This is a genomic window from Lacinutrix cladophorae (genome assembly GCF_053604645.1).
In genome coordinates, this window is record NZ_JBSHNR010000121.1 from 330,104 (window position 1) to 356,507 (window position 26,404).

At 31.2% G+C, this 26,404-nt stretch carries 25 protein-coding genes; 10 read left to right on the plus strand and 15 right to left on the minus strand.

Features of this window, described 5'->3' with window-relative positions:
- Positions 1 to 4: 4 nt before the first annotated feature.
- The 4 genes from ACVC3Y_RS14530 to ACVC3Y_RS14545 form a co-directional block, all read right to left on the minus strand.
- Complete coding sequence (locus ACVC3Y_RS14530) at positions 5 to 2,752, minus strand: PD-(D/E)XK nuclease family protein (RefSeq protein WP_452227273.1); 2,748 nt, start codon at positions 2,750 to 2,752, stop codon at positions 5 to 7.
- 70 nt (positions 2,753 to 2,822) lie between these two features.
- Positions 2,823 to 4,211, minus strand: coding sequence for an OmpA family protein (locus tag ACVC3Y_RS14535; protein ID WP_303421289.1), 1,389 nt, complete (start codon positions 4,209 to 4,211; stop codon positions 2,823 to 2,825).
- A 123-nt stretch (positions 4,212 to 4,334) separates the two neighbouring features.
- Entirely contained in the window at positions 4,335 to 5,528 is a 1,194-nt protein-coding gene (gene kbl, locus ACVC3Y_RS14540; RefSeq protein ID WP_452227274.1) for a glycine C-acetyltransferase, read from the minus strand.
- Positions 5,529 to 5,729: 201 nt separating this feature from the next.
- Positions 5,730 to 8,879: a UvrD-helicase domain-containing protein gene (locus tag ACVC3Y_RS14545; protein WP_303421286.1), complete on the minus strand. Its 3,150-nt coding sequence runs from the start codon at positions 8,877 to 8,879 to the stop codon at positions 5,730 to 5,732.
- Positions 8,880 to 9,001: 122 nt separating this feature from the next.
- Here ACVC3Y_RS14545 and ACVC3Y_RS14550 point away from each other — a divergent pair, with 122 nt between their 5' ends.
- Positions 9,002 to 9,610, plus strand: coding sequence for a superoxide dismutase (locus tag ACVC3Y_RS14550; RefSeq protein WP_303421285.1), 609 nt, complete (start codon positions 9,002 to 9,004; stop codon positions 9,608 to 9,610).
- 568 nt (positions 9,611 to 10,178) lie between these two features.
- Here ACVC3Y_RS14550 and ACVC3Y_RS14555 read toward each other — a convergent pair.
- The 4 genes from ACVC3Y_RS14555 to purN form a co-directional block, all read right to left on the minus strand.
- Entirely contained in the window at positions 10,179 to 12,077 is a 1,899-nt protein-coding gene (locus ACVC3Y_RS14555; RefSeq protein WP_452227275.1) for an amidophosphoribosyltransferase, read from the minus strand.
- 128 nt (positions 12,078 to 12,205) lie between these two features.
- Positions 12,206 to 13,135 (minus strand): PfkB family carbohydrate kinase, encoded by a 930-nt coding sequence (locus ACVC3Y_RS14560; protein ID WP_452227276.1) that lies wholly within the window; start codon positions 13,133 to 13,135, stop codon positions 12,206 to 12,208.
- Between the two features lie 56 nt (positions 13,136 to 13,191).
- On the minus strand, positions 13,192 to 13,833 hold the full coding sequence (locus tag ACVC3Y_RS14565) for a ribonuclease H family protein (protein ID WP_303421279.1): 642 nt from the start codon (positions 13,831 to 13,833) through the stop codon (positions 13,192 to 13,194).
- Between the two features lie 29 nt (positions 13,834 to 13,862).
- Positions 13,863 to 14,435, minus strand: coding sequence for a phosphoribosylglycinamide formyltransferase (gene purN, locus ACVC3Y_RS14570; RefSeq protein ID WP_303421277.1), 573 nt, complete (start codon positions 14,433 to 14,435; stop codon positions 13,863 to 13,865).
- Between the two features lie 183 nt (positions 14,436 to 14,618).
- Between purN and ACVC3Y_RS14575 the strand changes: the two genes are divergently transcribed.
- The 7 genes from ACVC3Y_RS14575 (at position 14,619) to ACVC3Y_RS14605 (ending at position 20,849) form a co-directional block, all read left to right on the plus strand.
- Positions 14,619 to 14,852: an acyl carrier protein gene (locus tag ACVC3Y_RS14575; RefSeq protein ID WP_013869581.1), complete on the plus strand. Its 234-nt coding sequence runs from the start codon at positions 14,619 to 14,621 to the stop codon at positions 14,850 to 14,852.
- An 11-nt stretch (positions 14,853 to 14,863) separates the two neighbouring features.
- On the plus strand, positions 14,864 to 16,114 hold the full coding sequence (gene fabF / locus ACVC3Y_RS14580) for a beta-ketoacyl-ACP synthase II (RefSeq protein WP_303421249.1): 1,251 nt from the start codon (positions 14,864 to 14,866) through the stop codon (positions 16,112 to 16,114).
- A gap of 7 nt (positions 16,115 to 16,121) precedes the next feature.
- Positions 16,122 to 16,868, plus strand: coding sequence for a ribonuclease III (rnc, locus tag ACVC3Y_RS14585; RefSeq protein WP_452227277.1), 747 nt, complete (start codon positions 16,122 to 16,124; stop codon positions 16,866 to 16,868).
- A gap of 117 nt (positions 16,869 to 16,985) precedes the next feature.
- Positions 16,986 to 17,462 (plus strand): IPExxxVDY family protein, encoded by a 477-nt coding sequence (locus ACVC3Y_RS14590; RefSeq protein WP_303421245.1) that lies wholly within the window; start codon positions 16,986 to 16,988, stop codon positions 17,460 to 17,462.
- Positions 17,462 to 18,904 carry a pyruvate kinase gene (gene pyk / locus ACVC3Y_RS14595; RefSeq protein WP_303421243.1) on the plus strand — a complete coding sequence of 481 codons (1,443 nt, stop codon included), beginning with the start codon at positions 17,462 to 17,464 and terminating at the stop codon, positions 18,902 to 18,904. Before ACVC3Y_RS14590 ends, pyk begins: the two co-directional genes overlap by 1 nt.
- Positions 18,905 to 19,128: 224 nt before the next feature.
- Positions 19,129 to 19,518 (plus strand): hypothetical protein, encoded by a 390-nt coding sequence (locus tag ACVC3Y_RS14600; protein ID WP_303421241.1) that lies wholly within the window; start codon positions 19,129 to 19,131, stop codon positions 19,516 to 19,518.
- Positions 19,519 to 19,841: 323 nt separating this feature from the next.
- Positions 19,842 to 20,849, plus strand: coding sequence for a lipase family protein (locus ACVC3Y_RS14605; protein WP_452227278.1), 1,008 nt, complete (start codon positions 19,842 to 19,844; stop codon positions 20,847 to 20,849).
- A gap of 35 nt (positions 20,850 to 20,884) precedes the next feature.
- Here ACVC3Y_RS14605 and ACVC3Y_RS14610 read toward each other — a convergent pair whose 3' ends face one another.
- The 7 genes from ACVC3Y_RS14610 to dinB all read right to left on the minus strand — a co-directional run bounded on the left by ACVC3Y_RS14610 (position 20,885) and on the right by dinB (position 25,224).
- Entirely contained in the window at positions 20,885 to 21,595 is a 711-nt protein-coding gene (locus ACVC3Y_RS14610; protein ID WP_452227279.1) for an aromatic aminobenezylarsenical efflux permease ArsG family transporter, read from the minus strand.
- Positions 21,596 to 22,036, minus strand: a complete 441-nt coding sequence (locus ACVC3Y_RS14615) for a nitrophenyl compound nitroreductase subunit ArsF family protein (RefSeq protein ID WP_452227280.1) — start codon at positions 22,034 to 22,036, stop codon at positions 21,596 to 21,598.
- An 18-nt stretch (positions 22,037 to 22,054) separates the two neighbouring features.
- Positions 22,055 to 23,032: a permease gene (locus ACVC3Y_RS14620; protein ID WP_452227281.1), complete on the minus strand. Its 978-nt coding sequence runs from the start codon at positions 23,030 to 23,032 to the stop codon at positions 22,055 to 22,057.
- Positions 23,025 to 23,432 carry an OsmC family protein gene (locus ACVC3Y_RS14625; RefSeq protein ID WP_452227282.1) on the minus strand — a complete coding sequence of 136 codons (408 nt, stop codon included), beginning with the start codon at positions 23,430 to 23,432 and terminating at the stop codon, positions 23,025 to 23,027. Before ACVC3Y_RS14625 ends, ACVC3Y_RS14620 begins: the two co-directional genes overlap by 8 nt.
- 14 nt (positions 23,433 to 23,446) lie before the next feature.
- Positions 23,447 to 23,683 (minus strand): thioredoxin family protein, encoded by a 237-nt coding sequence (locus tag ACVC3Y_RS14630; RefSeq protein ID WP_452227283.1) that lies wholly within the window; start codon positions 23,681 to 23,683, stop codon positions 23,447 to 23,449.
- 50 nt (positions 23,684 to 23,733) lie between these two features.
- Complete coding sequence (locus ACVC3Y_RS14635) at positions 23,734 to 24,039, minus strand: ArsR/SmtB family transcription factor (protein ID WP_452227284.1); 306 nt, start codon at positions 24,037 to 24,039, stop codon at positions 23,734 to 23,736.
- Between the two features lie 87 nt (positions 24,040 to 24,126).
- A complete protein-coding gene (gene dinB / locus ACVC3Y_RS14640) occupies positions 24,127 to 25,224 on the minus strand; it encodes a DNA polymerase IV (protein WP_452227285.1) in 1,098 nt (365 codons plus the stop codon).
- Positions 25,225 to 25,260: 36 nt separating this feature from the next.
- On the opposite strand from dinB, the gene ACVC3Y_RS14645 reads away from it, so the two are divergent.
- Together ACVC3Y_RS14645 and ACVC3Y_RS14650 are read left to right on the plus strand one after the other, a co-directional pair.
- Positions 25,261 to 25,923, plus strand: a complete 663-nt coding sequence (locus ACVC3Y_RS14645; protein WP_452227286.1) for a lysoplasmalogenase — start codon at positions 25,261 to 25,263, stop codon at positions 25,921 to 25,923.
- The gene (locus ACVC3Y_RS14650) at positions 25,916 to 26,404 is read left to right on the plus strand and encodes a CYTH domain-containing protein (RefSeq protein ID WP_452227287.1); all 489 of its coding nucleotides are present in this window, start codon (positions 25,916 to 25,918) and stop codon (positions 26,402 to 26,404) included. The genes ACVC3Y_RS14645 and ACVC3Y_RS14650 overlap by 8 nt, the downstream gene beginning before the upstream one ends.

A 26,404-nucleotide genomic window follows, 5' to 3' on the forward strand; every position in this document is an offset into this window, starting at 1 on the left:
AGCATTAGACTTCTTTTTCAATAAAATTAATTTTAGGATTACAGATTTCTATAATGATTTTTTTGAGTTCTATTTCGAAATTAGCTAGGGTTTCTTCAGTAATAAGTTGGTCGCTATTTCGTCCCTCTTTCACACCAAATTTTATAAAACCAGCGCTTAGGTTTTTAAAAGAGATAATACCTGCTTCTAAAGGAAATGCTACTTTGTTTTCTTGCTTCATCATATACGCATATAAAAGTACCTGGAAACTTTTACTATATTTTTTGTAATCTGTTGTTATGTCTTCCCAATTAGAAATCTCTACTTGATTGGAAGCAACTTTCCCAGTTTTATAATCAATAATCCTGGTAATACCATTGTAGGAATCTACGCGATCTACTTTACCGGTTAGGTGTATTGTATAATCTAATTCTGAAATAGAAATGGCTGTTCTGTTGTTAGCCTCTAAAGCAATTATTTTAATTTGGTTTCCTTGTTTTACTTCTTCTATTTCTAAATTAATAAAATTAAAAACATAGCGTTTTGCAATTTCAAAAATGATAAGGTTTTTTCCAGTATTAATATCTCCTTCTTTATATTCCTTTTCAAAATGATAGGTAACTTTTTGGGCGATTTTCTGTTTTTGTTTTTCTAAATTCTCAGCCGTTAAAAAAACACCAATAAACTCTTTATATAAATCCTCTAGTGTATTATGCACAACCGTCCCAAGTGTATTAAAGGCAACACTTTCTTCTACGTCCTCTTGTTGCGTTATCCCTAATATTTTTTGATAATAAAAGTCTATCGGGTTTCTAATATAGTTGGTTAATGAAGAAGGTGAAAACCCTTTTTTCGCAACAGCTATTAACTCGTTTTGTATTGCTTCCGTTTTTTCAATTTCTAATAGTTTAGTAAAACACGCTTCTACCTTTGGAGTTACTATTTGATGCTTAATAGAATGATCTCCTTCTAATTCTAACTGCGTAATAAACCTGCTTTTTTCTCCTCCAGTTAAAACATCTGCTTCTGTATTGTATAAAATGTAAATATTTTTAGCGCGTTGTAATAACCTGTAAAAGTGATAAGTATAAACAGCATCTTTTTCTTTATATGTTGGTAGTTTGTTTTCTATTTTAACATCAAAAGGTATAAATGAATTATTAGTTTTTCCTGACGGAAGTACACCTTCATTTACCGAAGCTATGATTACGGTTTCAAAATCTAGTACACGAGACTCCAGCATTCCCATAACTTGTAAGCCTTGTAAAGGTTCTCCTTGAAAATCTAAAGTAGCTGCGCTTAATAATTCTTTATAAATACCATGAAGCGTATTTAAATCTTTAATATAGCTGTAGCTTTTATTTAGGTTAGAAAGTTCATTAAATAGCTCATTAAAGCGAAATAAGTATTCTAAAGAGAGTTTGTTTAAAGATTTATTTAAGTCCAAATCTTCTTTAATGCATAAAATTAGTGTATTACAGTTTTTAAGAATGTTTTCTACATTGTTGTCTTTTACCACAAATAATAAGTCTAGCACTTTTGAAGAATTTACGGCTAACTCTTTTAAGCGATCTATAGTGATGTAAACTAAGTTATTGTTAAGTATCGTTTTTGTTATTTTTGATGCTATATCTACATTATTAGTATTAAGTAAAGGCCTAATGTACTGGTGAGAAAGAATAGCTATTACATCTTTGTAATAAAATGTATCGCCTCCTTTTTTGTGTATTTGAAAAATTTGTTCAAACAAGGATGCTAAGGGAATGGATTGTAAGGGAAACCCCATTGTAATATTTAATGCATCTATTGATGATGGAAGAGCATTTAATGTTGGTGTGAGTAGGTTTTCGTCTGCTAGAACAACTGCTGTTTGTTGTAAGCTTGCATTATTTTTTTTTATTTTTTTTAAAAGTGTACCAATATATTTTGCTTGTCCAATGTTTTTAGGGACTCCAAAAACCTCTATTTTTTTTTCTTTTTTATAATTATTCGTTTTCCAATTAAACGGGTTTGTAGAAAAGTATTTCCAGTTTTTGTGATGTTGTCTTGTAAATAAGCCAGCATCATGATATTTATTATCAAAAAACTTTTGATCAATATCCCAAAAAATTTCTCCCATTTCATTTTCAAGTAATTCTTGAATAATATTTTCTTCGGCTTTATTTAATGCATTAAACCCTAAAAAAACATGTTGGTTTTTAGAATTACTTTGTATGTATGTTTCTAAATTCTCAACGGCTTCTCTGTAGATTAAACCTTGATAACCTGTTTTGTTTTGTAAAAGCGTTTCTGAAAATTTTGTGTAGTATTGATTTAATTTACTCCAAAAGGATAAATATTTTTTTATAAAATCAGATTTAGGCTCTTCTAAAGACCAATGTTTTAAATCTTGTATAGCGCTTAAATAATTAAATATTTTGTCTTGAGAAATAAGGTATCTATCTATTTCATTAAAATCTTGAAGTAGTATTTGAGCCCATTTTGAAAAGGAATCAAAACCTTCTTGATCTTCTTTTTTAGTTAATTCTAAATAGACTTTATAGAAAACAAATAGAAGTTCAGTGTTTGAAGTTTTTTTTAATTGCGATAAGTCTTCTACAAATTCTTCTATACTAATAATTTTAGGAGATAGAATAGTATGATTAACTATTTGAGCAATTTGATGTTTTAAAAAAATACCAGCCCGTTTACTGGGTAATATAAAGATTAGTGTAGATAAATCTTTATTTCTTTTTTGTAAATCTTTTAATACATCTAGAATGAATGTTGTCATTCTATAAAAATAAAAAACGCTTCGATATATCGAAGCGTTTTTATTAAATATTTAGATTGTTTGGTAATACTTATTTTCTAAGTTTTACTTCAACACGTCTGTTATTTTTCTTACCAGCTCTTGTAGAGTTACTATCGATTGGGTAATCTTCACCAAATCCAGCAGCAACTAATCTTTGAGCGCTTACTCCATTAGAAATTAAATAATCTCTTACAGCGTTAGCTCTTCTTTCCGATAATAATTGGTTAGAAGATTTAGAACCATCACTATCCGTATGTCCTTCTAATGTAAAGTTAGATTCTGGATATTCTTTTAAGATAGCAGTAATTGCTTGTAATACTGGGAATGTTTCTTGTTTGAAAGAAGACTTAGCACTATCAAATAAGATTGTTCTAGCATAGTTGTTTAATGTAGCCATTACTTCTGCAGTAGGAGCAGCAACAACTTCTGGACAACCATTGTTTGCAGCAACACCAACTTCGTTAGGACATTTATCATCTTTGTCTAAGATACCGTCACCATCAGTGTCTGCCCATGGGCATCCATTGTTAGCAGCAGGACCAACTTCGTTAGGACATTTATCATCTCCATCAGCAACACCATCAGCATCAGCATCTGGACAACCAGCTAAAGCTTTTAATCCAGGAACTGTAGGACATTTATCGTCTTTATCTGCTACACCGTCACCATCGCTATCAGGACATCCATTAAATTCAGCTAAACCAGCTTCATTAGGACAAGAATCTTTAGAATCTTCGATTCCATCACCATCAGCATCTGGACAACCGTTGAATGCTTCTAAACCAGGTACTTCTGGACAAGCATCATCTTTATCATATACACCGTCACCATCTGTATCTTTTCCACCAAACTTAACAGTTAAACCTGCTGAATGTTGGAAATGTTTAGATAAGTAATCTTCGAAAGAATGTTTATACGTAGATTGTAAGTTGAAACCAATGTTTTCTGTAATCCAGAAGTTTAATCCTAAAGAACCATTTAAAGTTCCAGCTCCGATTTCATCAATCCAAGTGTAACCACCACCAACACCTAAATAAGGCTCAATAGTTGTACAGTTTAATAAGTCTGCAAAGCTATATCTAACAGCTGCATCAAGACCATAATAAGACATTTCACTAACAGTTACGCTAGGTACTCCAACTGTTTCACCAATTTTTTCGATTTTGTTGATCGATCCTGTTACTCCAAGTGAAAACCCATTGTTAAGGTATTTAGAAACTGAAATGGTAGATAATGAAGGAAGGATGTTCCAGTGATCATCTACATTAAAGTATTCATCGAAGTAGTCACCTTGAGGAGAATCTTCTCCTACTGGATAAAGATCAACTGCGTTTACCCCGAAACTAATTGCCCAAGGATTGTTTTCATCTTGTGCATACGTGTTGCTAAAACCTAATACAAGCAACATAGCGAACAATAATCTGCTAAGATTTTTCATATTCAAAAATTTAATTTTTAAGTGTTAATTGATAAGCAAAAGTAAGTTGTTAAATATTATTAACAAAGACAAATATAAAAAAATATTAAAAAAAACGTTTAAAAATATCTGTTTGTAATCAATTTAAATAATTTCTAATGTTTTCCCAACATTAATGAAGCTAGTTATAGCCTTATCTAAATGCGCTTTTTCATGTGCTGCAGAAAGTTGTACTCTTATTCTTGCTTTTTCTTTTGGAACGACTGGAAAAAAGAAACCAATAACATAAATACCTTCTTTTAATAACATATTTGCCATTGTTTGAGCAAGTTTTGCATCGTATAACATTACTGGAACAATAGCAGAATCTCCTTCAACAATGTCAAAACCTGCTTCTTTCATCCCTTTTTTGAAGTAATTGGTATTCCATTCTAATTTGTCTCTAAGTGTGGTGTCATTTTTTAGCATATCAAAAACTTTAATAGATGCACCAACAATTGCTGGGGCTAAAGAATTTGAAAATAAATATGGTCTAGAGCGTTGACGTAAGATTTCAATAATTTCTTTTTTTGCTGTAGTATATCCTCCCATAGCTCCTCCTAAAGCTTTTCCTAAGGTACCTGTTATAATGTCTATTTTACCTAAAACACCTTTTTCTTCTAATGTACCAATTCCCTTTGGCCCAATAAATCCTGTTGCATGACATTCGTCAATCATTACCATTGCATCATATTTATCTGCTAAGTCACAAATTTCATCTAATGGAGCTACTAAGCCATCCATAGAGAAAACACCATCTGTTACAATGATTTTATTTCTTGCTCCATTTGTATTCGCTTCTATTAATTGTTTTTCTAAATCTGCCATGTCATTATTTGCATAACGATATCTAGCAGCTTTACATAAACGTACTCCATCTATTATCGATGCGTGATTTAAAGCGTCTGAAATAATAGCGTCCTCTTTACCTAATAAAGGTTCAAAAACACCACCATTTGCATCAAATGCTGCAGCGTATAAAATGGTGTCTTCTGTGCCATAAAAATCTGCAATTTTTTGTTCTAACTCCTTGTGTATATCTTGTGTGCCGCAAATAAAGCGTACCGAAGACATACCAAAACCATGGGTATCCATAACGTCTTTTGCAGCTTGAATTACTTCTGGATGTGAAGAAAGCCCTAAGTAGTTGTTTGCACAAAAGTTTAAAACGGTTTCTCCTGTGTTTAATGTTATTTCTGCTCCTTGAGGAGAGGTGATAATGCGTTCTTCTTTATAAAGACCATTATCTTTTATGTCTTGAATTTCTTGTTGTAGTTGTTGTTGAATATTTCCGTACATGATTTTTGTTTTTTACAAATTTAGGATGTTTTTTGCGTTAGTGGTAGAAACGGCATCCTTTTTTATATTGGTTTTAAGATTAGAGTTTATATTTAGATGAAAGGCTTCTTTTAGTATAATATTTTATAGGAAATTATAAAAAAGATATAGTGGATGACACGACGGTTTTGAAGTCTTTAACGAAAAAGCGTAACGCCATTATTAAAAAGTAACTACATGAATGTCATCGTTAATGTATATTAAAATTTTATTTATCACTTTGTAAGACATTTGCTCAATAATACTTTGGTAATTTTCTAATTGTAATTGGTGCTTTTTGTCTATTGCTCCTGTTTTGTAATCTATAATAGTTGCTTGATTATTCTGGTTTATAACCAATCTGTCTGGTCTTATAATTTCATGTTTAGATATAATGTCTCTTTCATTAAATATCGTGTAACCATCTGTGAAATAGTTTTTTAAATCTTTGTGGTTAACTATTTGTAATATGGTTTTTTGTAATTCTTTTGCTTGCTCTTGGTTAATAATAGCTTTGTCTAGAAAATGCGAGATCGCAAATGTAATATCCTCTTTTGTTTTAATATGCGCCATAATGTTATGAATAAGGTTTCCTTTTTCAATGGCTTTTTCTTGATTGGTATTCCATAAATAACCAGAGTTTGTTACAATTTTTATATTATGACTTTCTTTGGTTGTAGTTATAAATTCTTTTTGTTCTATAATTTCTTTAGGGGAAGTTTCCCGTTTTGAAACTTTTTTAGCAGTACCAAAAGTGTACATGCTTTCATTGTCGTTATATTTTTGTGCTTGTTTTAGATATTCTAAAAACAAGGCAGAAAAGGTTCTTGGTTTTGCTTCTTTTTTAGGAGTTGTCTCTTTTTTTGTAATAATATAAAGTTGTTCTTTTGGTCTGGTTAGTGCTACGTATAACAGGTTTATATTATCTAACTCCAATTCGGATTGGTGTTTGTTATGAATTTCTAGGCCAACTTCACCATAGTTTTCAAATTCTTTATTGTAATTTAATAAGGTGTTGGAAAAGCCATTAAAATTTTCTGCTTGTAATGGGAACCATTCTTTTGGTTCTATTTCTTTATAAATATTTACATCTGCATATGGAAAAATAACTACAGGAAATTCTAGACCTTTAGATTTATGAATGGTCATTATTTGCACTGCATTTTGTCCTTGAGGAGAAACAATACTTAATTTTTCTTTTTTGTTGGCTACATGCTCTAAAAAACCAGAAAGACTAGACCCTTGTTTTTGCGCATACTCTAGTATAAAGTCTAAATAATATTGAACATATGCGTTAGATGTTTCTACAAGGTTAAAATTTCTAACAATGGTTTCTGCTAATTCATATAATGGTAATTGTAATAATTGCTTAGGAGTTAGGTAGATGTTGTAATCTTCAAAACTGGTAAAGGTTTGAAAAAGAGACTGTTTTGTATGTTTGCTAAAAAAAGCATGCTTGTCTTTAATATTAAATTTTTCAGTAAGATAATTTAACATGTTAATCTTGATCTCTTCGTTTTCAGATTGTACCAAGAGGGTTAACATATTATCTATAAATTGTACTTCTGGACTATTAAAAATTAGCATTGTTTCCGAGGACATAATAGGAATATCTGCTTGATTTAAATATTCTGCAATAGCAACACCTTCCTTTTTCTTACGTACTAAAATGCAAATATCTTGATAGGTAAACCCATTTGTTAAACAAGTTTTAATAATCTCTAATACTTTTTGCGGATAGATTTCGTCTCTAGCTTCATCTTTTAGGTCTAAAAAATCTAATTGAATATAACCTTCTTTTTCATTAAAGGTCTTTTGCTTAGAACCATCTATATATAGCTTACTGTAATCTTGGTTACTAAAAACAGTTGAAGCTACATATTGAAAAAAATGATTGTTAAAATGAATAATTTCTTGATAGCTTCTATAGTTTGTTGGTAAATTATCTACATGTTGTTCTACTTGAAAAGGATAAACGTTTTTAGAGTATAAGTCTATAAATTGATCTGCTTCTCCACCTCGCCATCTATAAATTGCTTGTTTGGCATCGCCAACCAACATAGCGGTTCCGTTTTCTTGTTTTAGGTTTTCGCCGGCAAGTGAGTTATCTATTAGCGGAATTAAATTTTGCCATTGTAATTTAGAAGTGTCTTGAAACTCATCTATAAAATAGTGTCTAAATTTTTCGCCTAAACGTTCATAAATAAAGGGAGTGGGTTGGTCTTTAATTTCTTTTTGAATTAAGGTATTAAACTCGGAAATCAATAATTTGTTTTGGTCTATTTTTATGTTTGTAAGCTCTTTGTTTATGGCAGTTAAAACCGATAAAGGTGTTATGTTTCTGTAAAAGGCTTTTAAGAATCTATATTGAAAAACTAATTTTTTGGTATCTAGAAACGCCTTAATTAATTGCGGTTGCAAACCATCTATAACAGCACCAAGATCTGGAGTGAGTCTTTTAGGGTATAGTGTTTCGTTGTTAATTAAGGTAATTTGCCATTTAGGATCAAATTTTACAGTAAAGTTTTTATTTGCTAGTTTCTCAAAATGTTTTGGTAAATAACTACTTGAAAAATCATTAAACTGTAAACCAGCTTCACTAATAAGTTGTAATAGATTTTTTGAAATTTCTACAATTTGATCTTCAAGATTTTTAAGGTCTTTTTTTATTTGTATTTTAAGTGTTTTAAAATCCTCAAGCGATTTGTCTTTTAGTTTTTCAATATGTGGAACATCACTTTCTTTAACTAGCAGTTTAGCAATCTTATTTAAATCGAAAGTAATGTCCCAACTTTTATCTTCATCTGCTTTTTCAATAGCAAAATCCACTAAAACTTTAGTAAGTTCTCTATTGGTTCCTGCTTTTGCAATCAAACTATCTACAGCTTCTTGTAAAAGCGAATCTTGATCTAGTTCGACTTCAAAATTTAAAGGTAGTTTTAAATCGTGTGCAAAAGTTCTTATGATTTTATGTGTAAAGCCATCAATGGTAGAAACATCAAAAGCTGCATAATTATAGATAATACTGTTTAATATTTTTTTAGATTTTTTTTGAAGTTTCTCAGGCTTCATTTCAAGTTCTTCACTAAGTACAGTAAACATGCTATTTGGGTTTTCTATACTTTCTTCTAAAGAAAACGCAGTAAGCATTTCTATAATACGTTCTTTCATTTCACCAACTGCTTTATTGGTAAATGTAATCGCTAAAATGTGCTTGTATTGTTGGGTATTACTAGATTGCAATAAAATCTTTAAATACTCTTTTACTAGCGTGAATGTTTTGCCACTTCCTGCAGATGCATTATAAATAGTAAAAGGATGTTGGTTTGTCATGCGTTAAATTTTAGACAAGATAAAAACTATCAATGATTTCATAACGATTTATTATTTTTAATTGAAAGCATTTATGCGTAAATTTGAAAGAAATTAAATATTAACTTAAAAAAAGAAATATTATGGCTTTCGAATTACCGAAATTAAAATATGCTTATGATGCTTTAGAACCAAACATTGATGCACGCACAATGGAGATTCACCACACAAAACATCATAACGGTTATACAACAAAATTAAATGCTGCTATTGAAGGGACCGATTTAGAAGGAAAATCTATTGAAGATATTCTTGGTAATCTAGATATGAATAATGGTGCAGTTAGAAATAATGGAGGTGGTTTTTATAACCATTCTTTATTTTGGGAAGTAATGAATCCAGAAGGAAAAGGGCGTTTGTCTGGAGATTTAAAAGATGCTATTGAAGCAGCTTATGGATCTGTTGATGCTTTTAAAGATGCTTTTAGTAAAGCTGCAGCTACACAGTTTGGTTCTGGTTGGGCTTGGTTATGTGTGCATAAAGGAGGGAAAGTAGAGGTTTGTTCTACACCAAATCAAGATAATCCATTGATGCCAGGAGTTACTTGTGAAGGAACACCAATTTTAGGATTAGATGTTTGGGAACATGCTTACTATTTAAATTACCAAAACAGAAGACCAGATTATATTGAAGCTTTCTTTAATGTAATTAACTGGAACGAAGTAGAAAGACGTTATGCCGAAGCTAAATAAGCTTTAATACAAAAACAAAACCTATTATTATTTTATTAGGTGTAAATAAAAAAAGGTGAACTTGCGTTCACCTTTTTTCGTCCCAAATCTACCATAAACTTAACCTACTTATGTTATGGAGATATACAAATAACGTAAAAGTATTTTGAATATTTTATATAACTTTATTTTTTTTGAGGTTATAAAATGAAAAAAGGTGAACGAGAGTTCACCTTTTTTGCCCCAAATCTACCATAAACTTAACCTACTTATGTTATGGTCTAGCAAATATAAGTGTGCTTGGATGTAAATGCGAAAATTATTAGACAAACGACTAATATATTAGTCTAAAGGGGTAAAGTGTCTGTTTTAGAGAGAAATATGAAAGAAATGTTATTAAATAAAAAAAAGGTGAACGAGAGTTCACCTTTTTTGCCCCAAATCTACCATGAACTTAACCTACTTATGTTATGGTATAACTAATGTACTTTTATTTATTGGAATTTATAAAATCTTTTAGATGAAAAGCTTTTTTTTTGGATTAAGTGTTTCAAAACAAGGCAGATACGGATAAACCGTAAAAAACAAATTAATAAGCACGTTCTTTGTTTCCTTCATAAAAATTAATAAAAGCTCTATTTACTACCCTATTTCCTCCAACTGTTGGATAGTTTCCTGTAAAATACCAATCTCCTAAATTTTTAGGACAGGCTTTATGTAAATTTGCAACAGGTTGAAATAATATTTTCACCTCAGCATTTACTGTTTCATCGCTTAAGAGTTCCGAAATTTTATTTGAAATTTCATCGTCTGTAAAAGGGTCGTATAATTCTTTAACAAAGTTTTTCACATCAGAATCATGTAAGTCTACTTGTTTTTTACATTTCTTATATACTTCCTCAATTAAATGATATTTGTTGTTTTCTTTTAACAAAGCTAACATTGCTCTAAAAGCAATTAGTCCTTCTAGATTAGCCATGTCAATACCGTAGCAATCTGGAAAACGTATTTGAGGAGCAGAAGAGACAACAACTATTTTTTTAGGATGTAGTCTATCCATCATTTTAATGATACTCTTTTTTAAGGTGGTACCTCTTACAATACTATCATCTATGATCACTAAATTATCTGTTGGTTTTATTACCCCATAAGTGACGTCGTATACATGAGCAACTAAATCATCTCTACTACTATCTTCTGTAATAAAAGTTCTTAGCTTCACATCTTTAATAGCTATTTTTTCAATTCTGGTTCTTTCCGATAAAATTTCAATAACACGTTCTTTGGAGAGTTTACCATCGCCATCTAAAATAGCTTGTGTTTTCTTTTTATTAAGATGTTCTTCAACAGCTTCAATCATTCCAAAGAAGGAAGTTTCTGCGGTATTGGGGATATAGGAAAACACAGAGTTTTCAGTATCGTTATTAATTGCTTCTAAAACTTTAGGCATTAATAATTTGCCTAGCTCTTTGCGTTCTTGATAAATTTCAGCGTCACTTCCTCTAGAAAAATAAATACGTTCAAAAGAACAGGCTTTTCTTTCTAAAGGTTCTAATATTTTTTGAATAGAAACTTCTCCAGATTTTTTTGTAATAATTGCATGTCCTGGTTCTAGTTCTTTAACGTCGTCAAAATCTACATTAAAAACAGTTTGTATTACAGGTCTTTCTGAAGCTACAACTACCACTTCATCATCTTGATAATAATACGTTGGTCTTATTCCAGCAGGATCTCGAAGTACAAAAGAATCTCCATGACCTAAAAGCCCAGCCATGGCATAACCACCATCCCAGTTTTTAGCTGCTCTTTTTAATATTTTAGCCACGTTTAATCTTTCGGCAATTAACGGAGAGCATTCGTTTTTGTTGTAACCTTCTTTTTTGAGTTTCTTGTAAATTTTTGCAACAGCATCATCTAAAAAGTGTCCAATTTTTTCCATTATAGTAATGGTATCTGTATACTCTTTTGGGTGTTGCCCAAGGTCCAGCAGGTTTTTAAATAACTCTTTAACATTAGTCATGTTAAAGTTACCCGCAAGAATTAGGTTTCTATGCATCCAGTTATTTTGTCTTAAGAAAGGGTGTACACTTTCTACACTGTTTTTTCCAAAGGTGCCATAACGAACATGACCCAATAAAACTTCTCCTATATAAGGAATGTTTCTTTTTTGTAAAGCAACATTGTTTTGGTATTCTGGATGCTCTGTTAGTTCTTTGTTAATGCGCTCATTAATTTGCGCAAAAATATCTTGAATTGGTTGTTGTGCAATAGAGCGAACTCTACTAATATAACGTTCTCCTGGTTTGGTGTCTAGTTTAATACTTGCAAAACCAGCTCCATCTTGTCCACGATTGTGCTGCTTTTCCATTAAAAGGTACATTTTATTCACGCCGTAAAATGCGGTACCATACTTTTTCTTGTAATATTCTAATGGTTTTAAAAGTCTAATGTGTGCAATTCCACATTCATGTTTTAAAGCATCGCTCATTTTGTTGTATTGTGTTTGTTGTTTTTTATTTTGTTTTTCGCTTTACCAGTTAATTTACAATATTTTAATTGTGCTTCTTTTGTTTAGCGGAAATAAAAAACGCGCTCTATTTTAGAGCGCGTTTGTGTTTATTTTAATTCGATATCAAATTGGGTCAAATCCTTGAACTGTTGCAAGCGTTCGAAGATTTCTTTATCTGTTAGTGTTAGCATGCGTTCAGTTCCAAATTTTTCAACACAAAAGGACGCTAATGCAGAGCCGTAAATGACTGCCTTCTTCATATTATCAAAAGAGATGTTGCCTGTTTTAGCAATATAACCTGCAAAACCACCGGCAAAAGTATCTCCTGCTCCTGTTGGATCAAATACTTCGGCTAAAGGTAAAGCTGGTGCATAAAACATATTCCCTTCACTAAAAAGTAAAGCGCCATGTTCTCCTTTTTTAATAACTACATATTTAGGACCCATTTCATGAATCTTTTTTGCAGCATTTACCAATGAGTACTCTCCAGATAATTGGCGAGCTTCTTCATCATTAATAGTAATAACATCTACATTTTTTAATACTGCTTTTAAATCATCCATAGCAATATCCATCCAGAAATTCATAGTGTCTAAAATAGCCAATTTTGGTTTTTTAGACATTTGATTTAAAACACTTTGTTGGGTTAAAGGATGTAAGTTGCCAAGCATAACAATATCTGCGTCTTTATAGCTTTCAGGAACAACAGGTGTAAAATCTTCAAGTACATTAAGCTCTGTTACTAAAGTGTCACGAGAGTTCATATCGTTATGATATTTACCACTCCAGAAGAACGTTTTGCCTTCTTTTACTATTTCTATTCCTTCTATACTTACTTTTCTTTCGGTTAAAAGGTCTAAGTATTCTTGAGGGAAATCTCCACCAACAACAGAAACAGCTACTGCATCTACATTGTCAAAATTGGCTGCAGAAAAACCTATATATGTTGCTGCGCCTCCAAGAATTTTATCGGTTTTACCAAAAGGGGTTTCAATAGCATCAAAGGCTACAGTTCCAACTATTACTAATTTGCTCATAAAGCGATGTTAATTTTTTTTGCAAATATACGTTATTTTAAAACGAGTTTAATAAATTATTTCCTACCAAAATCTGCAGGTATTTCTCCCCAAGCTTTTGTTTCCCATTTTACAATGGTTGTGGTGTACGTGTTTTTATTAAGCCATGTAATTGCACGATCTACTAAATCGAAAACAGGTTTGTTTTTATCGTTTCGTTCTAGCTTAGAGTTGCATTGCTTTTTGCGAACCCAGCTCATGGCTGTTCTAGAGTCTGTATATATAATAAGGTTGCTATTGTGTTTTTTTAAAAAGCTTAATCCGTGAACCAAAGCTAAAAACTCTCCTATGTTATTTGTGCCTTCGGCAAAAGGGCCTTGGATGAAAAGTTGTTTTTTAGATTTTGTTTCTACACCACGATATTCCATAATACCAGGGTTCCCAGAGGAAGCAGCATCTACAGCAATAGAGTTATAATTAGGTTGACCTATTTTTTTTAATTGTTCTGGTGTGAGTTCGCTTTTAAATTTTTTGTTGGAACCTATATAATCTTTATAATTCCCATTTAATGCCTTTTTTGCAGCATCAAAAGTGGCAAAAGATTTGTATTGTGCACCTTGATAATCTTTAATTTGCGCTTTACAATCATTCCATGTTTCAAAAACACCAACATGATGCCCTTTCCAAACCGTGTAATATTTTTTTTTCTTTTTAGCCATCTTTAGTTTCCGTGAAAACAGAAATCTTATTATTTAGTATCTAGCAACAATTTTTCTACCACTTCTGGAAAATGTTTCATTTCTAATAAATGAATTTTTTTTGCAATATCTTCAGCAGAATCTGTCGTTTTTACTTCACATTTTGCCTGAAAAAGGATTGCTCCTTCATCATAATGTTCATTTACGTAATGAATCGTGATACCAGTTTCTTTTTCTTTACTATTAACAACCGCTTCGTGAACATGCATACCGTACATGCCTTTTCCTCCAAATTTTGGTAACAGAGCAGGGTGTATATTTATCACTTTATTAGGGAAATGTGCGAGTATTTTTTCTGGGAATTTCCATAAAAAACCAGCAAGTACAATTAAGTCCGGTTGCGTGTTTTTAAGTATGTTTAGAACATCATTGGTTTTAGTGAAAGCTATTTTGTTAAATGATAAAGCGCTTGTATTCAGTTTTTTGCAACGCTCCAGTACTTTGGCATGAGGATTGTTAGTTAGAACCTGAATAACAGAAGCATTTTCTCTGTTGTGAAAAAACTTAATTAAATTTTCAGCATTAGTTCCACTTCCGGAAGCAAAAATTACAATACGTTTCATTTACAGATAATAATGTTAAAATTGTTCGAACAAAAAAAAGAATAATTATTAACAATTAGTAGCAAAAAAGAAAATATTCAGCTTTATTTATTAAATTACAAGCACATTTTTAAACTAAAGGTGTGTTTTAAAATAAAGTTTTTTATTTTTGCCATCTAATTAAAACTTAAAATTAAAAAGATTATGTCAGACATTGCATCAAGAGTAAAAGCGATTATCGTAGACAAACTGGGAGTTGATGAAAACGAAGTTGTAACAGAAGCTAGCTTCACAAACGACTTAGGAGCAGATTCATTAGATACTGTTGAATTAATAATGGAGTTCGAAAAAGAATTCGATATCCAAATACCAGACGATCAAGCTGAAAATATTGCAACAGTTGGTCAAGCGGTTTCTTATATTGAAGCAGCTAAATAAGAACAAACTTTATGGAACTAAAGCGAGTTGTAGTTACAGGTCTAGGCGCATTAACACCTATTGGTAATACCAAAGATGAATATTGGGAAGCCTTATTAAGTGGTAAAAGTGGTGCTGCACCTATAACATATTTTGATACCGAAAAGTTCAAAACCAAGTTCGCTTGTGAAATAAAAAACTTTAACGCTACCGATTTTTTTGATAGAAAAGAGGCGCGTAAAATGGACAAGTTTGCTCAGTATGCTATGATAGCTTCCGATGAAGCTATCATAGATGCTAAGCTGAATTTGGACAGCATCAACAAACTACGTGTTGGTGTTATTTGGGGCGCTGGAATTGGAGGTCTAGAAACATTTCAAAACGAAGTTTTAAACTTTGCTCAAGGAGATGGAACACCTAGATTTAATCCGTTCTTTATCCCAAAAATGATTGCAGATATAGCACCTGGTAACATATCTATTAAACATGGATTTATGGGACCTAATTATACAACAGTTTCTGCTTGTGCCTCTTCTGCTAACGCTATGATTGATGCTTTAAATTATATTCGTTTAGGACATTGTGATGTTATAGTAACCGGAGGAAGTGAAGCTGCAGTAACTATTGCAGGAATGGGAGGCTTTAATGCTATGCATGCATTATCTACTAGAAATGAAAGTCCAGAAACAGCATCTAGACCTTTTGATGCAACCAGAGATGGTTTTGTATTGGGAGAAGGAGCAGGAGCTATTATTTTAGAAGAGTATGAGCACGCAAAAGCAAGAGGAGCAAAAATATATGCAGAAGTATTAGGAGGCGGAATGTCTTCTGATGCACATCACATGACAGCACCACATCCTGATGGAATTGGAGTTATTGCTGTGATGAAAAATTGTTTAGAAAACGCAGGAGTTAAACCAGAAGAAGTAGACCATATTAATACACATGGTACCTCAACACCTTTAGGAGATGTTGCAGAGCTTAAAGCTATTTCGGAAGTATTTGGCGCGCATGCAAAAAATATAAACATAAACTCTACAAAATCTATGACTGGTCATTTATTAGGAGCAGCAGGAGCTATTGAGTCTATTGCATCTATACTTGCAATGGAACATGGTATTGTTCCTCCAACAATAAACCATACTACAGTAGATGAAAATATAGATCCAGAATTAAACTTAACGCTTAATAAACCACAAAAAAGAGAGGTTAAAGTTGCTATGAGTAATACCTTTGGCTTTGGTGGTCATAATGCTTGTGTTTTATTTAAGAAGTTAGATTAATTTTTGAATGAGCTACATAAGTAACATATTTAATTCTCGTGCTAAAGGCAACGAGAATTTTTTTATGGCAATTACTAAAATTTTAAGCTTTAAACCTAAGCAAATAAAAGTTTACCAAACGGCTTTTACACACCGTTCTATGAACATAAAAAATAGCAAAGGTCATGCTATTAATTATGAACGACTAGAATTTCTAGGAGACGCGATGCTAAGTGCTGTAATTGCACATCATTTATATATAGAGGTACCAAGTGGAGACGAAGGTTATCTTACTAAAATGCGTTCTAAAATTGTAAGTAGAGAGCACCTAAATGAACTTGGTAGAGAGCTGGAGCTTATTAAACTTGTAGAAAGCAAAATACCAAAAGGCCAATTTGGCGATAATATTCATGGTAATTTATTTGAAGCTTTAGTAGGAGCAATATTTTTAGATAAAGGCTATAAATACTGTGAGAAATTCATTTACAAACGCGTAATCACACCACATGTTGACATCGAAACATTAGAAGGTAAAGTAATTAGTTATAAAAGTTTACTTATTGAATGGTGTCAAAAAGAAAAGAAAAACTTTAATTACGACGTTTATGAAGATACAGGAAACGATAATATTAGACATTTTTCTGTAAAACTATCCATAGAGAAAAAAGTCATTTCTAAAGCACGAGCAACTTCTAAAAAGAAAGCTGAAGAAAAAGCTTCTAAACGAGCATTTTTTGCTTTACAAAAACAAATTCCTAGAGGAACTTCCGTTTAAAAAATAATATACAAACTATAACGTTTTCGTTAAAAACTACTGCTAATATTACCTTTTGCTTAACATAATTATTCGTTTTAAATACTATATTTACAATAATTAAAAGGAATTAACATTTTGCGAAAACTAATTCTTGAAGACTTTATAGAAGATATAGACTATGCTCTAATAGGCATACATTGCTCTATTGAAGATTACAGATTGGCCTATTTACTTAATAAACATTTAGGGTTAAATCTTACAAGAAAAACCGTTGATATAGAATATAAAGACACTTCTAGTTATTCTATTTTTGAATGGGAAGATGAAAAACAATTAACCATTTGGAATTTAGTTTCTAACATTAGCAAAATAGAAGTTAGCGACACAGTAGATGTTACTTCATTATTTATAAACGAAGAGAAATTTACTAAAACAAAACATTTAATTCCAGAATATAAAAAAGTAAACTTTATACTAAAGATAAGTGAAGACCCTAATCAACACTTAGAAAAACAAGCTTTGAATAAAATTTTAGAAATACCTCAAGTAGTAACTGCTTTTGGTATAGATGCAAACAAATTAAAAACTACAGACCAATTAATATTTAACTAATGTTAAAAAGAAAAAAAACAAAAATAGTAGCAACTCTAGGACCAGCAACAAGCACCAAAATAGTTTTAAAAGCAATGCTTGAAGAAGGAGTAGATGTGTTTAGAATTAACTTTTCGCATGCCGATTACGAAGATGTAAAAGAGCGCATCCAAATGATACGTGAACTAAACGAAGAATTTGGATATAATGCTGCAATTTTAGGAGATTTACAAGGGCCTAAACTACGCGTAGGTGTAATGAAAGGAGATGTTATTGTAAATGAAGGAGATGAAATCATTTTTGCAACGGGCGAACGTTTTGAAGGAACAAAGGAACGTGTTTATATGACCTACGATCGTTTTCCACAAGATGCAAAACCTGGAGAGCGTATTCTTTTAGACGATGGTAAACTTATTTTTGAAGTAGTCTCAACAGATAAAAAAACCGAAGTAAAAGCAAAAGTTATACAAGGAGGACCTCTTAAATCTAAAAAAGGAGTTAATCTGCCAAACACTAATATTTCGCAACCTGCTTTAACCGAAAAAGATATTGAAGATGCAATCTTCGCTATTTCTCAAAAAGTAGATTGGATGGCTTTATCCTTTGTTCGTCATGCAGAAGATTTAATGCAGTTAGAAGAGCTAATTAAAAAACATAGCGATCATAAAATTCCAATTATTGCAAAAATTGAAAAACCAGAAGCTGTAGAAAACATCGATAAAATTGTTGCCTATTGCGATGGTTTAATGGTAGCTCGTGGTGATTTAGGTGTTGAGGTTCCTGCAGAGCAAGTTCCTTTAATTCAAAAACAATTAGTCTTACGTGCTAAAAAAGCTAGAATCCCAGTGATTATTGCAACGCAAATGATGGAAACCATGATTTCTAGCCTTACACCAACAAGAGCAGAAGTTAATGACGTTGCCAACTCTGTAATGGATGGCGCAGATGCAGTAATGCTTTCTGGTGAAACTTCCGTTGGGCAATATCCAGTACAAGTAATAAGACAAATGTCTAACATTATTAAAAGTGTAGAAGACTCACCACTTATTCAAGTACCACAATTGCCACCACATATTCGTACCAAAAGATACATCACTAAATCTATATGTTATCACGCAGCAAATATGGCAAACGAAATTAATGCAAAAGGTATTTCAACACTTACCAATAGTGGATATACCGCATTTCAAATTTCTGCATGGAGACCAAGCTCACACATCCTAGTATTTACATCCAACAAACGCATATTAACCCAACTCAACTTACTTTGGGGAGTAAAGGCATTCTATTATGATAAGTTTGTAAGCACAGACGAAACCATAGAAGATGTAAATGCAATAGCTTGTAAAAAAGGATATTTAGAAGTTGGCGACATGCTAATCAGCCTTGCCGCAATGCCAATACAAGAAAAAGGAATGGTAAATACTTTACGTGTAACCGAAATTACTAGCTGTAGTTTCTAAAACACTTGGGCGTTACCACAAGGGTCGCGCTTTCACTACTCGCTCTCTGCGAGGAGCTCAAACAAACCGTTCTATCGCTAACGCGAAATCGAGAATAGAAGAATAATGAAAACCAGTTACAGTAATGTAGCTGGTTTTTTAATACTTCATTTTCAAGCCTAACAATAATATACGAATTGAATTATTAATGTTACTTTTGACAATCATAACATTTAACTTTATTTATGCCATACCAAGATGTATTTCTTCTTTTCTGGGAACAAGTAAAAGATAGTATTCAAGAAGACCGATTTGCCAAATTAACTATGGCAAAAACTATTGGTAAATTAGAATTAAAAAACATATTTGTAAGACCTCTTGATTCTGAAAATAATTCTATGGTTTTAGTAAAACTGCATTATAGACCAAGAGAAATAGAAGATGAGGTACACGAATTTTCTTTAGAAGAGGCTTTTGCATTTTTAAAGCCCTATTTATTAAACCCATTTTTATCCGTTATTTTATTTACAACAACTAAAGATGTTACTTTTAAAGTAAATAAAAAAGGAGTAGGAAGTATCTCAGAGAATGTACCAACATTTCGAGATGTTATAAAAGCTAAAAGTGATATTTAAAACATCGAGTAATATCTTGCTTTTTTTAATCTAAAAGCTAGAATAGCAAATACAAGAGTATAAAATATATCTAATAGAACAAGTTACGTCCTTGTCGCTGGTTTTTTTATTCTAAATGGTTTTAATATTCCACTTTGTAGCTACTTAAATGATAGTCATCCCTAAAATTAAAAGCTTTAAATTTAATTTAACTATTTGATTATCAAATATTTAATATTTTCATTTTTTTTGATTAATCATAATAGTCTAGGGATTGTATTTTTATCAAGAGCTACTTTTTTCTTTGTTTTGGGTTACATTACGTACAACAAACAATTAAAATCATGAAAAAATTCACTTATATTATTCCTTTGGTATTTATAGTTATTTCCTTTTTTGGATGCGAAACAGAAGAAGAGGATTTTATCTATTTAAACCCATCCACTACTTCGCAATCTAAAATTGGTGTTGTAATTCAAGATGCTATTACAAACGATTTTCAATCTTGGCTACAATCTAATGGTTATGGGAATTATGACTTCCTAAGAAACGATTTAATAGGTGGTAGTTTTGGAGGTAAAATAAACTCTACAGACCAAGTCGTAAATCAACCAGTCATATTTATTCATGGTAATTCAGATAAAGCGTTAGGAGATGTGTTTGGACAATCTGGTTGGACAGATTCTAGAGATTATTTTGTATCTCAAGGATATACTAATGCAGAGTTATATGGTTTTACTTGGGGGCCGGCAGATGCCTATCAATCAGGATCCCAATACCATTCTTATGCATATCTAACTCAAATAAGAGCATTTATTCAAGCAGTAAAAACATATACTGGTGCTTCAAAAGTGGATGTTATTTCGCATTCTATGGGAGTTACTTTAGGTAGAAAAGCCATAAAAGGCGGAAGCGGTTATGATGCAGCAGTAGGTAATTATAATTTAGGAAGCTCTTTAACGTCTTCAGTAGACGCATTTGTTGGTATTGCAGGAGCTAATCAAGGTTTGGTTTCTTGTTATCAAGTAAATGGTGCAACTGCAACTTGTGATAATGATAACGGTTTATATCCTGGTTATTTATGGTGGGGTTATGGACCTTATGGTGTTTCCGATTATTTAGTAGATATAAATAGTACTACAAATTATGAAGGAGCGTACACCTATTCAATTTGGTCTACAGCAGATCAGATTATTGGTTATGGCAATCTTGTTTATGGACAATATACTTCTAGAATTCCTGGACAAAATGGAGAAAAAACATACAGCTCCTCACCGTATGGACATTTTAATTTAAAAGATATGACGGAAGCGGTTCAATATCAAATGGTTAAAAATCATAACATTCCTTAAATTCTATATTCTAAAAGGAGTTACCATTCGATTATTTAAGTTAAAACACCAATAAATATGGAGACATAGTACAAACCGGTTAGAATAAAAACAATTCCAGCAATGCTACGCATACCTTTTTCAATTTTTGTAATTCTATTGTAAAAGATACCTATTTTACCTGCAGTAAAGGCTAACAAATAAGTGAAAAGAACTACTGGTAACCCAGTTCCGAAAGCAAATATTATAGGTAAATATAAACCGTCTGCAGAAACAATAGTCATTGGAATTAATATACCAAAAAATAAAGCGCCACTGTATGGGCAAAATGCTAAAGCAAATACAACTCCAATTAAAAAAGAACCTAACAATCCCTTGTCTTTAAATGTATCGGATAGTTTTTCTTGAAAATTAGATTTTCCTAAAAAAGGAAGCTTTATAATATTTAACATAATTAAACCTAGAAGTATTAATAAAGGCCCTAAATATTTTTCGCCATTTTGATTAAAAAAGCGTGCAATATGAAATTTACTAGCTCCAAAATATAAGACTAAACCAATTACAGTATAACTAAATCCTCTTCCTAAAGAATATAATAAGCCACTTAAAAACACTTTTCGTTTACTGGCAATATTTTTAGAAATAAAAGCAGTTGCTGTTATATTGGTTGCCAAAGGGCAAGGACTAATAGCTGTCATTAGCCCTAATAAAAAAGCGGATAGAATTGGAATGTTATAATTTTCTAACAAAGACTGTAAAAAATCCATTTAAAGCATTTTTAATTCTTTGTCTATTTTGTTTTTAAGTTGTTTAGAAAAGGAGTCTTTATTGTTACCTTCCATAAAAGCAAATTCGGTTAAATCTATTTTGTTTTCCTTTCCTTTTTTAATTACGTTTAAAATTAAAGCCGTTCCAGATGCTTCAAATTTTTCTGCTATTTTTTCATTTTCTTTTTTATCTACATTAATTACTTGAAAGGTGATTTTGTTTGTTTTTAATCCTTCAGAAAAAAAGGTGTTTAACGTGTATTTTGTATTTGCTTCAATGGCATTACATGTCATGCATCTATGTGTAGAATGAAAATCGAAAACCTCAATTCTTGAAATGTTTTTATCTCTATTTTGGACTTCAGATTTTGTTTCATTTTTGCAAGAAATTATAACTAATACAATTGTAAATATGACTACTGATTTTAATATTTTATTCATTTTTTATGATTTTAGTTTTTATAATAATAGATTGAATAGATACCCGGAAATAATGATGCATAGTGTAACAACACTAAAAAAGATTGCGATGAGTTTTACGGTCATTACTTTTTTTAATAACATAGCCTCTGGTAAAGAAAGTCCTATAACACCCATCATAAAAGCAATTGCTGTTCCTAAAGGAATTCCTTTGGCAACCAATACTTGAACAACGGGAAGAATTCCGGAAGCATTAGAGTACATTGGCACTGCTAAAACGGTAGCTATTGGTACCGCAAAAAGATTGTCTTTGTCCATATATTTTTCAAAAAAACCTTCTGGAATATAACCATGCATTAATCCACCAATAGCTATTCCTACAATAACATAAGGGATTATACCTTTTAGTATTTTTAGTACTTCTTTCCATATAATTGGTAATCGTTGTACTAAAGATTGTTTCTCTGCAATAAAAGCATCTTGATCTTTTTGAGCATTTTCTAGAATCTGTTTTACCCAAGGTGTTAAATAGCGTTCTAATTGTAATTTTTGAAGTATTGCTCCAGAAATAGTGCCTAATAATACGCCACTAATCACATAAATAATGGTGGTTTTTAAACCAAATAATCCTATAAATAAACCAATAGCAACTTCATTTACTAAAGGAGAAGTGATTAGGAATGCAAAAGTAACACCTAGAGGGATTCCGCCTCTAACAAACCCAATAAATAATGGTACAGAAGAGCAAGAACAAAAAGGGGTTACTACTCCAAATAGACTAGCCATTAGGTACTCTAAACCATATAATTTATTTCTAGAAAGGTAATTTTTAACTTTATCTATGGGAAAATAGCTATTAACAATTCCCATAAAAAAGATAACTATAAAAAGGAGTATTAAAATTTTTGTAGTATCATAAATAAAGAAATTTAATGCTTCAGCTAGATGAGCACCTTTGCTTAAATTTAAAATATCATAAACGAACCAATCTGCAATATTTTGAATCCAATCAAACATGCTTTTTCGTGATTATTGTTCCTGTAATGGTACAAGCTAATTGTACGGTATTGTATATAGTACCAAATTTTTCAATATTTTTTTTTAATAATGAAGTATTGATGTTATTGTCTTTACTATAAATGGTTAATTGGTATTCGATATTATCCATCCTAGGTGGTTTTTCTAGTCGAGTAGCATGAACTTCTACCATTGCTTTTGTGTAATTAAATTTCATCATTTTAGAAAAACGTTCTACATTTTTAAGCATACAAGCAGAAAACGAGCCCAAAAATAATTCTGCTGGATTTGGTAATGTTTCTGCAGTTTTTGAAGTTGTACCAAAATCTATACTTGAATCTTTAATATGAATTACAGCATCCTCATTAGCAATTGATGCTGCTTTAATATGGTAATACATAATTTAAAGTTTAATTAATTTAAAAGAGTTAAAATCTCTTCTTTTGAAGGGATTCTTCCCTTAATAGTAATCTGATTATCAATTACCAAAGCGGGAGTAGACATAACATTAAACTTCATGATTTCCATAATATCTTCTACTTTTTCAATAGTTGCATCAATATTGTTTTCAGTAACAACTTCATGAACTAAAGTGGTTAATGTTTTACATTTTGGACAACCAGTTCCTAGAATTTTAATAATTTTTTGCATCTTATTTGGTTTTGTTTATCGTAAATAAACGATATGATTATTAAATAATATCAATCAAAAAATTGCTGAAATAATCCTTTAGCAATCTTCCAGTTCTCTGTATTAATACAGTATTTTATTTTTGGTGGTTTTAATTCTCCTTGAATTAAACCAACATTTTTTAACTCTTTAAGGTGTTGCGAAATTGTAGATTGTGCTAAAGGAAATACATCTACCAAATCTCCAGTAAAACAGCAAGATTGTTTTTCTAGATGTTTTAAAATAGCAATACGAGTTGGGTGTGCTAATGCTTTTGCAAATTTAGCTAAAGCTTCAGTGTTTTCTTTATATTCAATATGTTCTAAATTTCTCCTCATATTCTTTATCGCAAATGTACGATGGGTTTTTGGTTAGAAATGTGACTTTTGTCACCTTTTCGTAATTTTTATATTTTATGGCTTTTTTTAAAAATCAAATTGCAACTGTACACTGACTTCTTTTTCAACTTTTTTCACCTTTTTTTCTGTGTTGAGATTCGATATGGAAATACCAAGTAACCGTACCGAATTATTCAATTTTTCTTGATACAATAAATCTTTTGCGGTTTCTAAAATAATACTAGAATCACTAATAAAATAAGGTAATGTTTTACTTCTAGTTTGTAAGGTGAAATCACTATATTTAATTTTTAACGTTACTGTTTTTCCTGAAACCTTACTTTTGTTTAGTCGTCTAGAAACTTCGGCAGCAATATGTTCTAGTTTTTCTAGCATGAATATTTCAGAAGAAAGATTTTCATGAAAAGTACGTTCTGCTGCAAGGGATTTTCTAATTCTGTTTGGTTTTACTTCACTGTTATGTATTCCTCTAACAATATAATAGTAGTATCGTCCTGATTTTCCAAAGTTTTCATCTAGATATTCTAGCGTTTTAGACTTTAAGTCTTTTCCTGTAAAGATACCTTTTTGATACATTTTTTCGGCGGTTACTTTACCAACTCCGTAAAACTTTCGAATATCTAAATCTTCTAAAAAAGGCAAAACATCTTCTGGGTTTACTGTTTTTTGCCCGTTAGGTTTGTTGTAATCACTTGCAACCTTTGCTATAAACTTATTGATACTAATTCCTGCAGAAGCTGTTAAACCAACCTCATTAAAAATACGATCTCTAATTTCTTTTGCAAGTAAAGATGCACTAGGGTTTCCTTTTTTGTTTTCGGTTACATCTAAATAGGCTTCGTCTAAAGAAAGTGGCTCTACCAAATCTGTATAATCGAAAAAAATCTTTTTCACCTTTTTAGAAATTTCTGTATATCTATCATATCTAGGTTTTACAAAAATAAGTTCTGGGCAATTTCGTCTTGCTTGTGCGCCGCTTATAGCACTTCGTACTCCAAATTTTCTAGCTTCATAACTTGCAGCACTTACCACTCCTCGAGTACCTCCACCACCAACAGCTATAGGTTTGCCTCGTAATTCGGGATTATCCATTTGCTCTACAGATGCATAAAAAGCATCCATATCTACATGAATAATTTTTCGTATTGGTAAATCGTTAGACATGATGTAAATTTAGACAATAATAGAATGAAACAATTCATGAAAAAAAGTATTCTTCTCATTTTAATAATAATTTCTGTACTCTGTACCATCATTTCGTCTTACATAGAGAATACTATAATGCATTATATTTTTAAGCCATTATCTACCATACTAGTAATACTATTACCTTTTTTATATGCTAAAAATGGACTAAAACCATACAAGAATATTATATTAATTGGTTTGGTGTTTTGTCTTTTTGGAGATGTTTTTTTAATGTTAGATACCTATTTTGTTTTTGGTTTAGCTTCCTTTTTAATTGGTCACTTATTTTTTGTGTATGGATTTACAACCATTAATGGTTTTTTGTGGAACATTAAAACACTAATTCCGTTATTAATAATAGCTAGTCTTATCTTTTTTAATTTAAAAGACCATTTAGGTAATTTAATGATTCCAGTAATTCTATATGTAACTTGTATTGTACTTATGGCTTGGCAAGCAATAAACTTATATGTTTGGAAAAAGGAATATGGTTTTTTACTAATTGCAATAGGGGCTTCTTTGTTTTTAGTTTCCGATTCTGTACTATCGTATAGAATGTTTATTGCAGATTTTACTATCGCACAATTTTTAGTTTCTAGTACTTATTGGTCTGCAGTTACATTAATTTCACTTTCTACTATTCATATTCACAATAAAACAAAAACAAATGCATAACTTAGAAATAGAACGTAAATTTTTAGTAAAATCTACACTGTTTAAAGACCAAGCTTTTAAGCATACAAAGATTGTTCAAGGGTTTTTAAGTACTAATAAAAAAAGAACCGTTCGTGTAAGGTTAAAAGGAGAACAAGGTTTTTTAACCATAAAGGGAGCATCTTCAAAAAGCGGATTATCTCGTTTTGAGTGGGAAAAAGAAATTTCTAAAAGCGAAGCAGAAGATCTTTTGAAACTTTGTAAAAAAGGAGTTATTGATAAGATTAGGTATGAAGTTAAAGTAAATAATCATATTTTTGAAGTAGATGAATTTTTTGGTAAAAATCAAGGATTAATTGTAGCCGAAGTAGAATTACAAACCGAAGCTGAATTATTCACAAAACCAAATTGGCTTGGTAAAGAAGTTACAGGTAAAATAAAATATTACAACTCGCAATTAAGTAACAACCCATATACTACTTGGACAAACAAAGAACATTAA

Coding starts and splice junctions, on each gene's coding strand:
- ACVC3Y_RS14560 (WP_452227276.1), bottom strand. CDS start 13,135: ATGAGCAAATTAGTAATAGTTGGAACTGTAGCCTTTGATGCTATTGAA.
- rnc (WP_452227277.1), top strand. CDS start 16,122: ATGAGCTACATAAGTAACATATTTAATTCTCGTGCTAAAGGCAACGAG.
- ACVC3Y_RS14645 (WP_452227286.1), top strand. CDS start 25,261: ATGAAAAAAAGTATTCTTCTCATTTTAATAATAATTTCTGTACTCTGT.
- ACVC3Y_RS14575 (WP_013869581.1), top strand. CDS start 14,619: ATGTCAGACATTGCATCAAGAGTAAAAGCGATTATCGTAGACAAACTG.
- ACVC3Y_RS14615 (WP_452227280.1), bottom strand. CDS start 22,036: ATGAATAAAATATTAAAATCAGTAGTCATATTTACAATTGTATTAGTT.
- ACVC3Y_RS14530 (WP_452227273.1), bottom strand. CDS start 2,752: ATGACAACATTCATTCTAGATGTATTAAAAGATTTACAAAAAAGAAAT.
- ACVC3Y_RS14620 (WP_452227281.1), bottom strand. CDS start 23,032: ATGTTTGATTGGATTCAAAATATTGCAGATTGGTTCGTTTATGATATT.
- purN (WP_303421277.1), bottom strand. CDS start 14,435: ATGAAACGTATTGTAATTTTTGCTTCCGGAAGTGGAACTAATGCTGAA.
- ACVC3Y_RS14635 (WP_452227284.1), bottom strand. CDS start 24,039: ATGAGGAGAAATTTAGAACATATTGAATATAAAGAAAACACTGAAGCT.
- ACVC3Y_RS14625 (WP_452227282.1), bottom strand. CDS start 23,432: ATGTATTACCATATTAAAGCAGCATCAATTGCTAATGAGGATGCTGTA.
- ACVC3Y_RS14555 (WP_452227275.1), bottom strand. CDS start 12,077: ATGAGCGATGCTTTAAAACATGAATGTGGAATTGCACACATTAGACTT.
- ACVC3Y_RS14545 (WP_303421286.1), bottom strand. CDS start 8,879: ATGACAAACCAACATCCTTTTACTATTTATAATGCATCTGCAGGAAGT.
- fabF (WP_303421249.1), top strand. CDS start 14,864: ATGGAACTAAAGCGAGTTGTAGTTACAGGTCTAGGCGCATTAACACCT.
- ACVC3Y_RS14605 (WP_452227278.1), top strand. CDS start 19,842: ATGAAAAAATTCACTTATATTATTCCTTTGGTATTTATAGTTATTTCC.
- ACVC3Y_RS14630 (WP_452227283.1), bottom strand. CDS start 23,683: ATGCAAAAAATTATTAAAATTCTAGGAACTGGTTGTCCAAAATGTAAA.
- ACVC3Y_RS14550 (WP_303421285.1), top strand. CDS start 9,002: ATGGCTTTCGAATTACCGAAATTAAAATATGCTTATGATGCTTTAGAA.
- ACVC3Y_RS14610 (WP_452227279.1), bottom strand. CDS start 21,595: ATGGATTTTTTACAGTCTTTGTTAGAAAATTATAACATTCCAATTCTA.
- ACVC3Y_RS14600 (WP_303421241.1), top strand. CDS start 19,129: ATGCCATACCAAGATGTATTTCTTCTTTTCTGGGAACAAGTAAAAGAT.
- ACVC3Y_RS14650 (WP_452227287.1), top strand. CDS start 25,916: ATGCATAACTTAGAAATAGAACGTAAATTTTTAGTAAAATCTACACTG.
- ACVC3Y_RS14535 (WP_303421289.1), bottom strand. CDS start 4,211: ATGAAAAATCTTAGCAGATTATTGTTCGCTATGTTGCTTGTATTAGGT.
- ACVC3Y_RS14565 (WP_303421279.1), bottom strand. CDS start 13,833: ATGGCTAAAAAGAAAAAAAAATATTACACGGTTTGGAAAGGGCATCAT.
- dinB (WP_452227285.1), bottom strand. CDS start 25,224: ATGTCTAACGATTTACCAATACGAAAAATTATTCATGTAGATATGGAT.
- kbl (WP_452227274.1), bottom strand. CDS start 5,528: ATGTACGGAAATATTCAACAACAACTACAACAAGAAATTCAAGACATA.
- pyk (WP_303421243.1), top strand. CDS start 17,462: ATGTTAAAAAGAAAAAAAACAAAAATAGTAGCAACTCTAGGACCAGCA.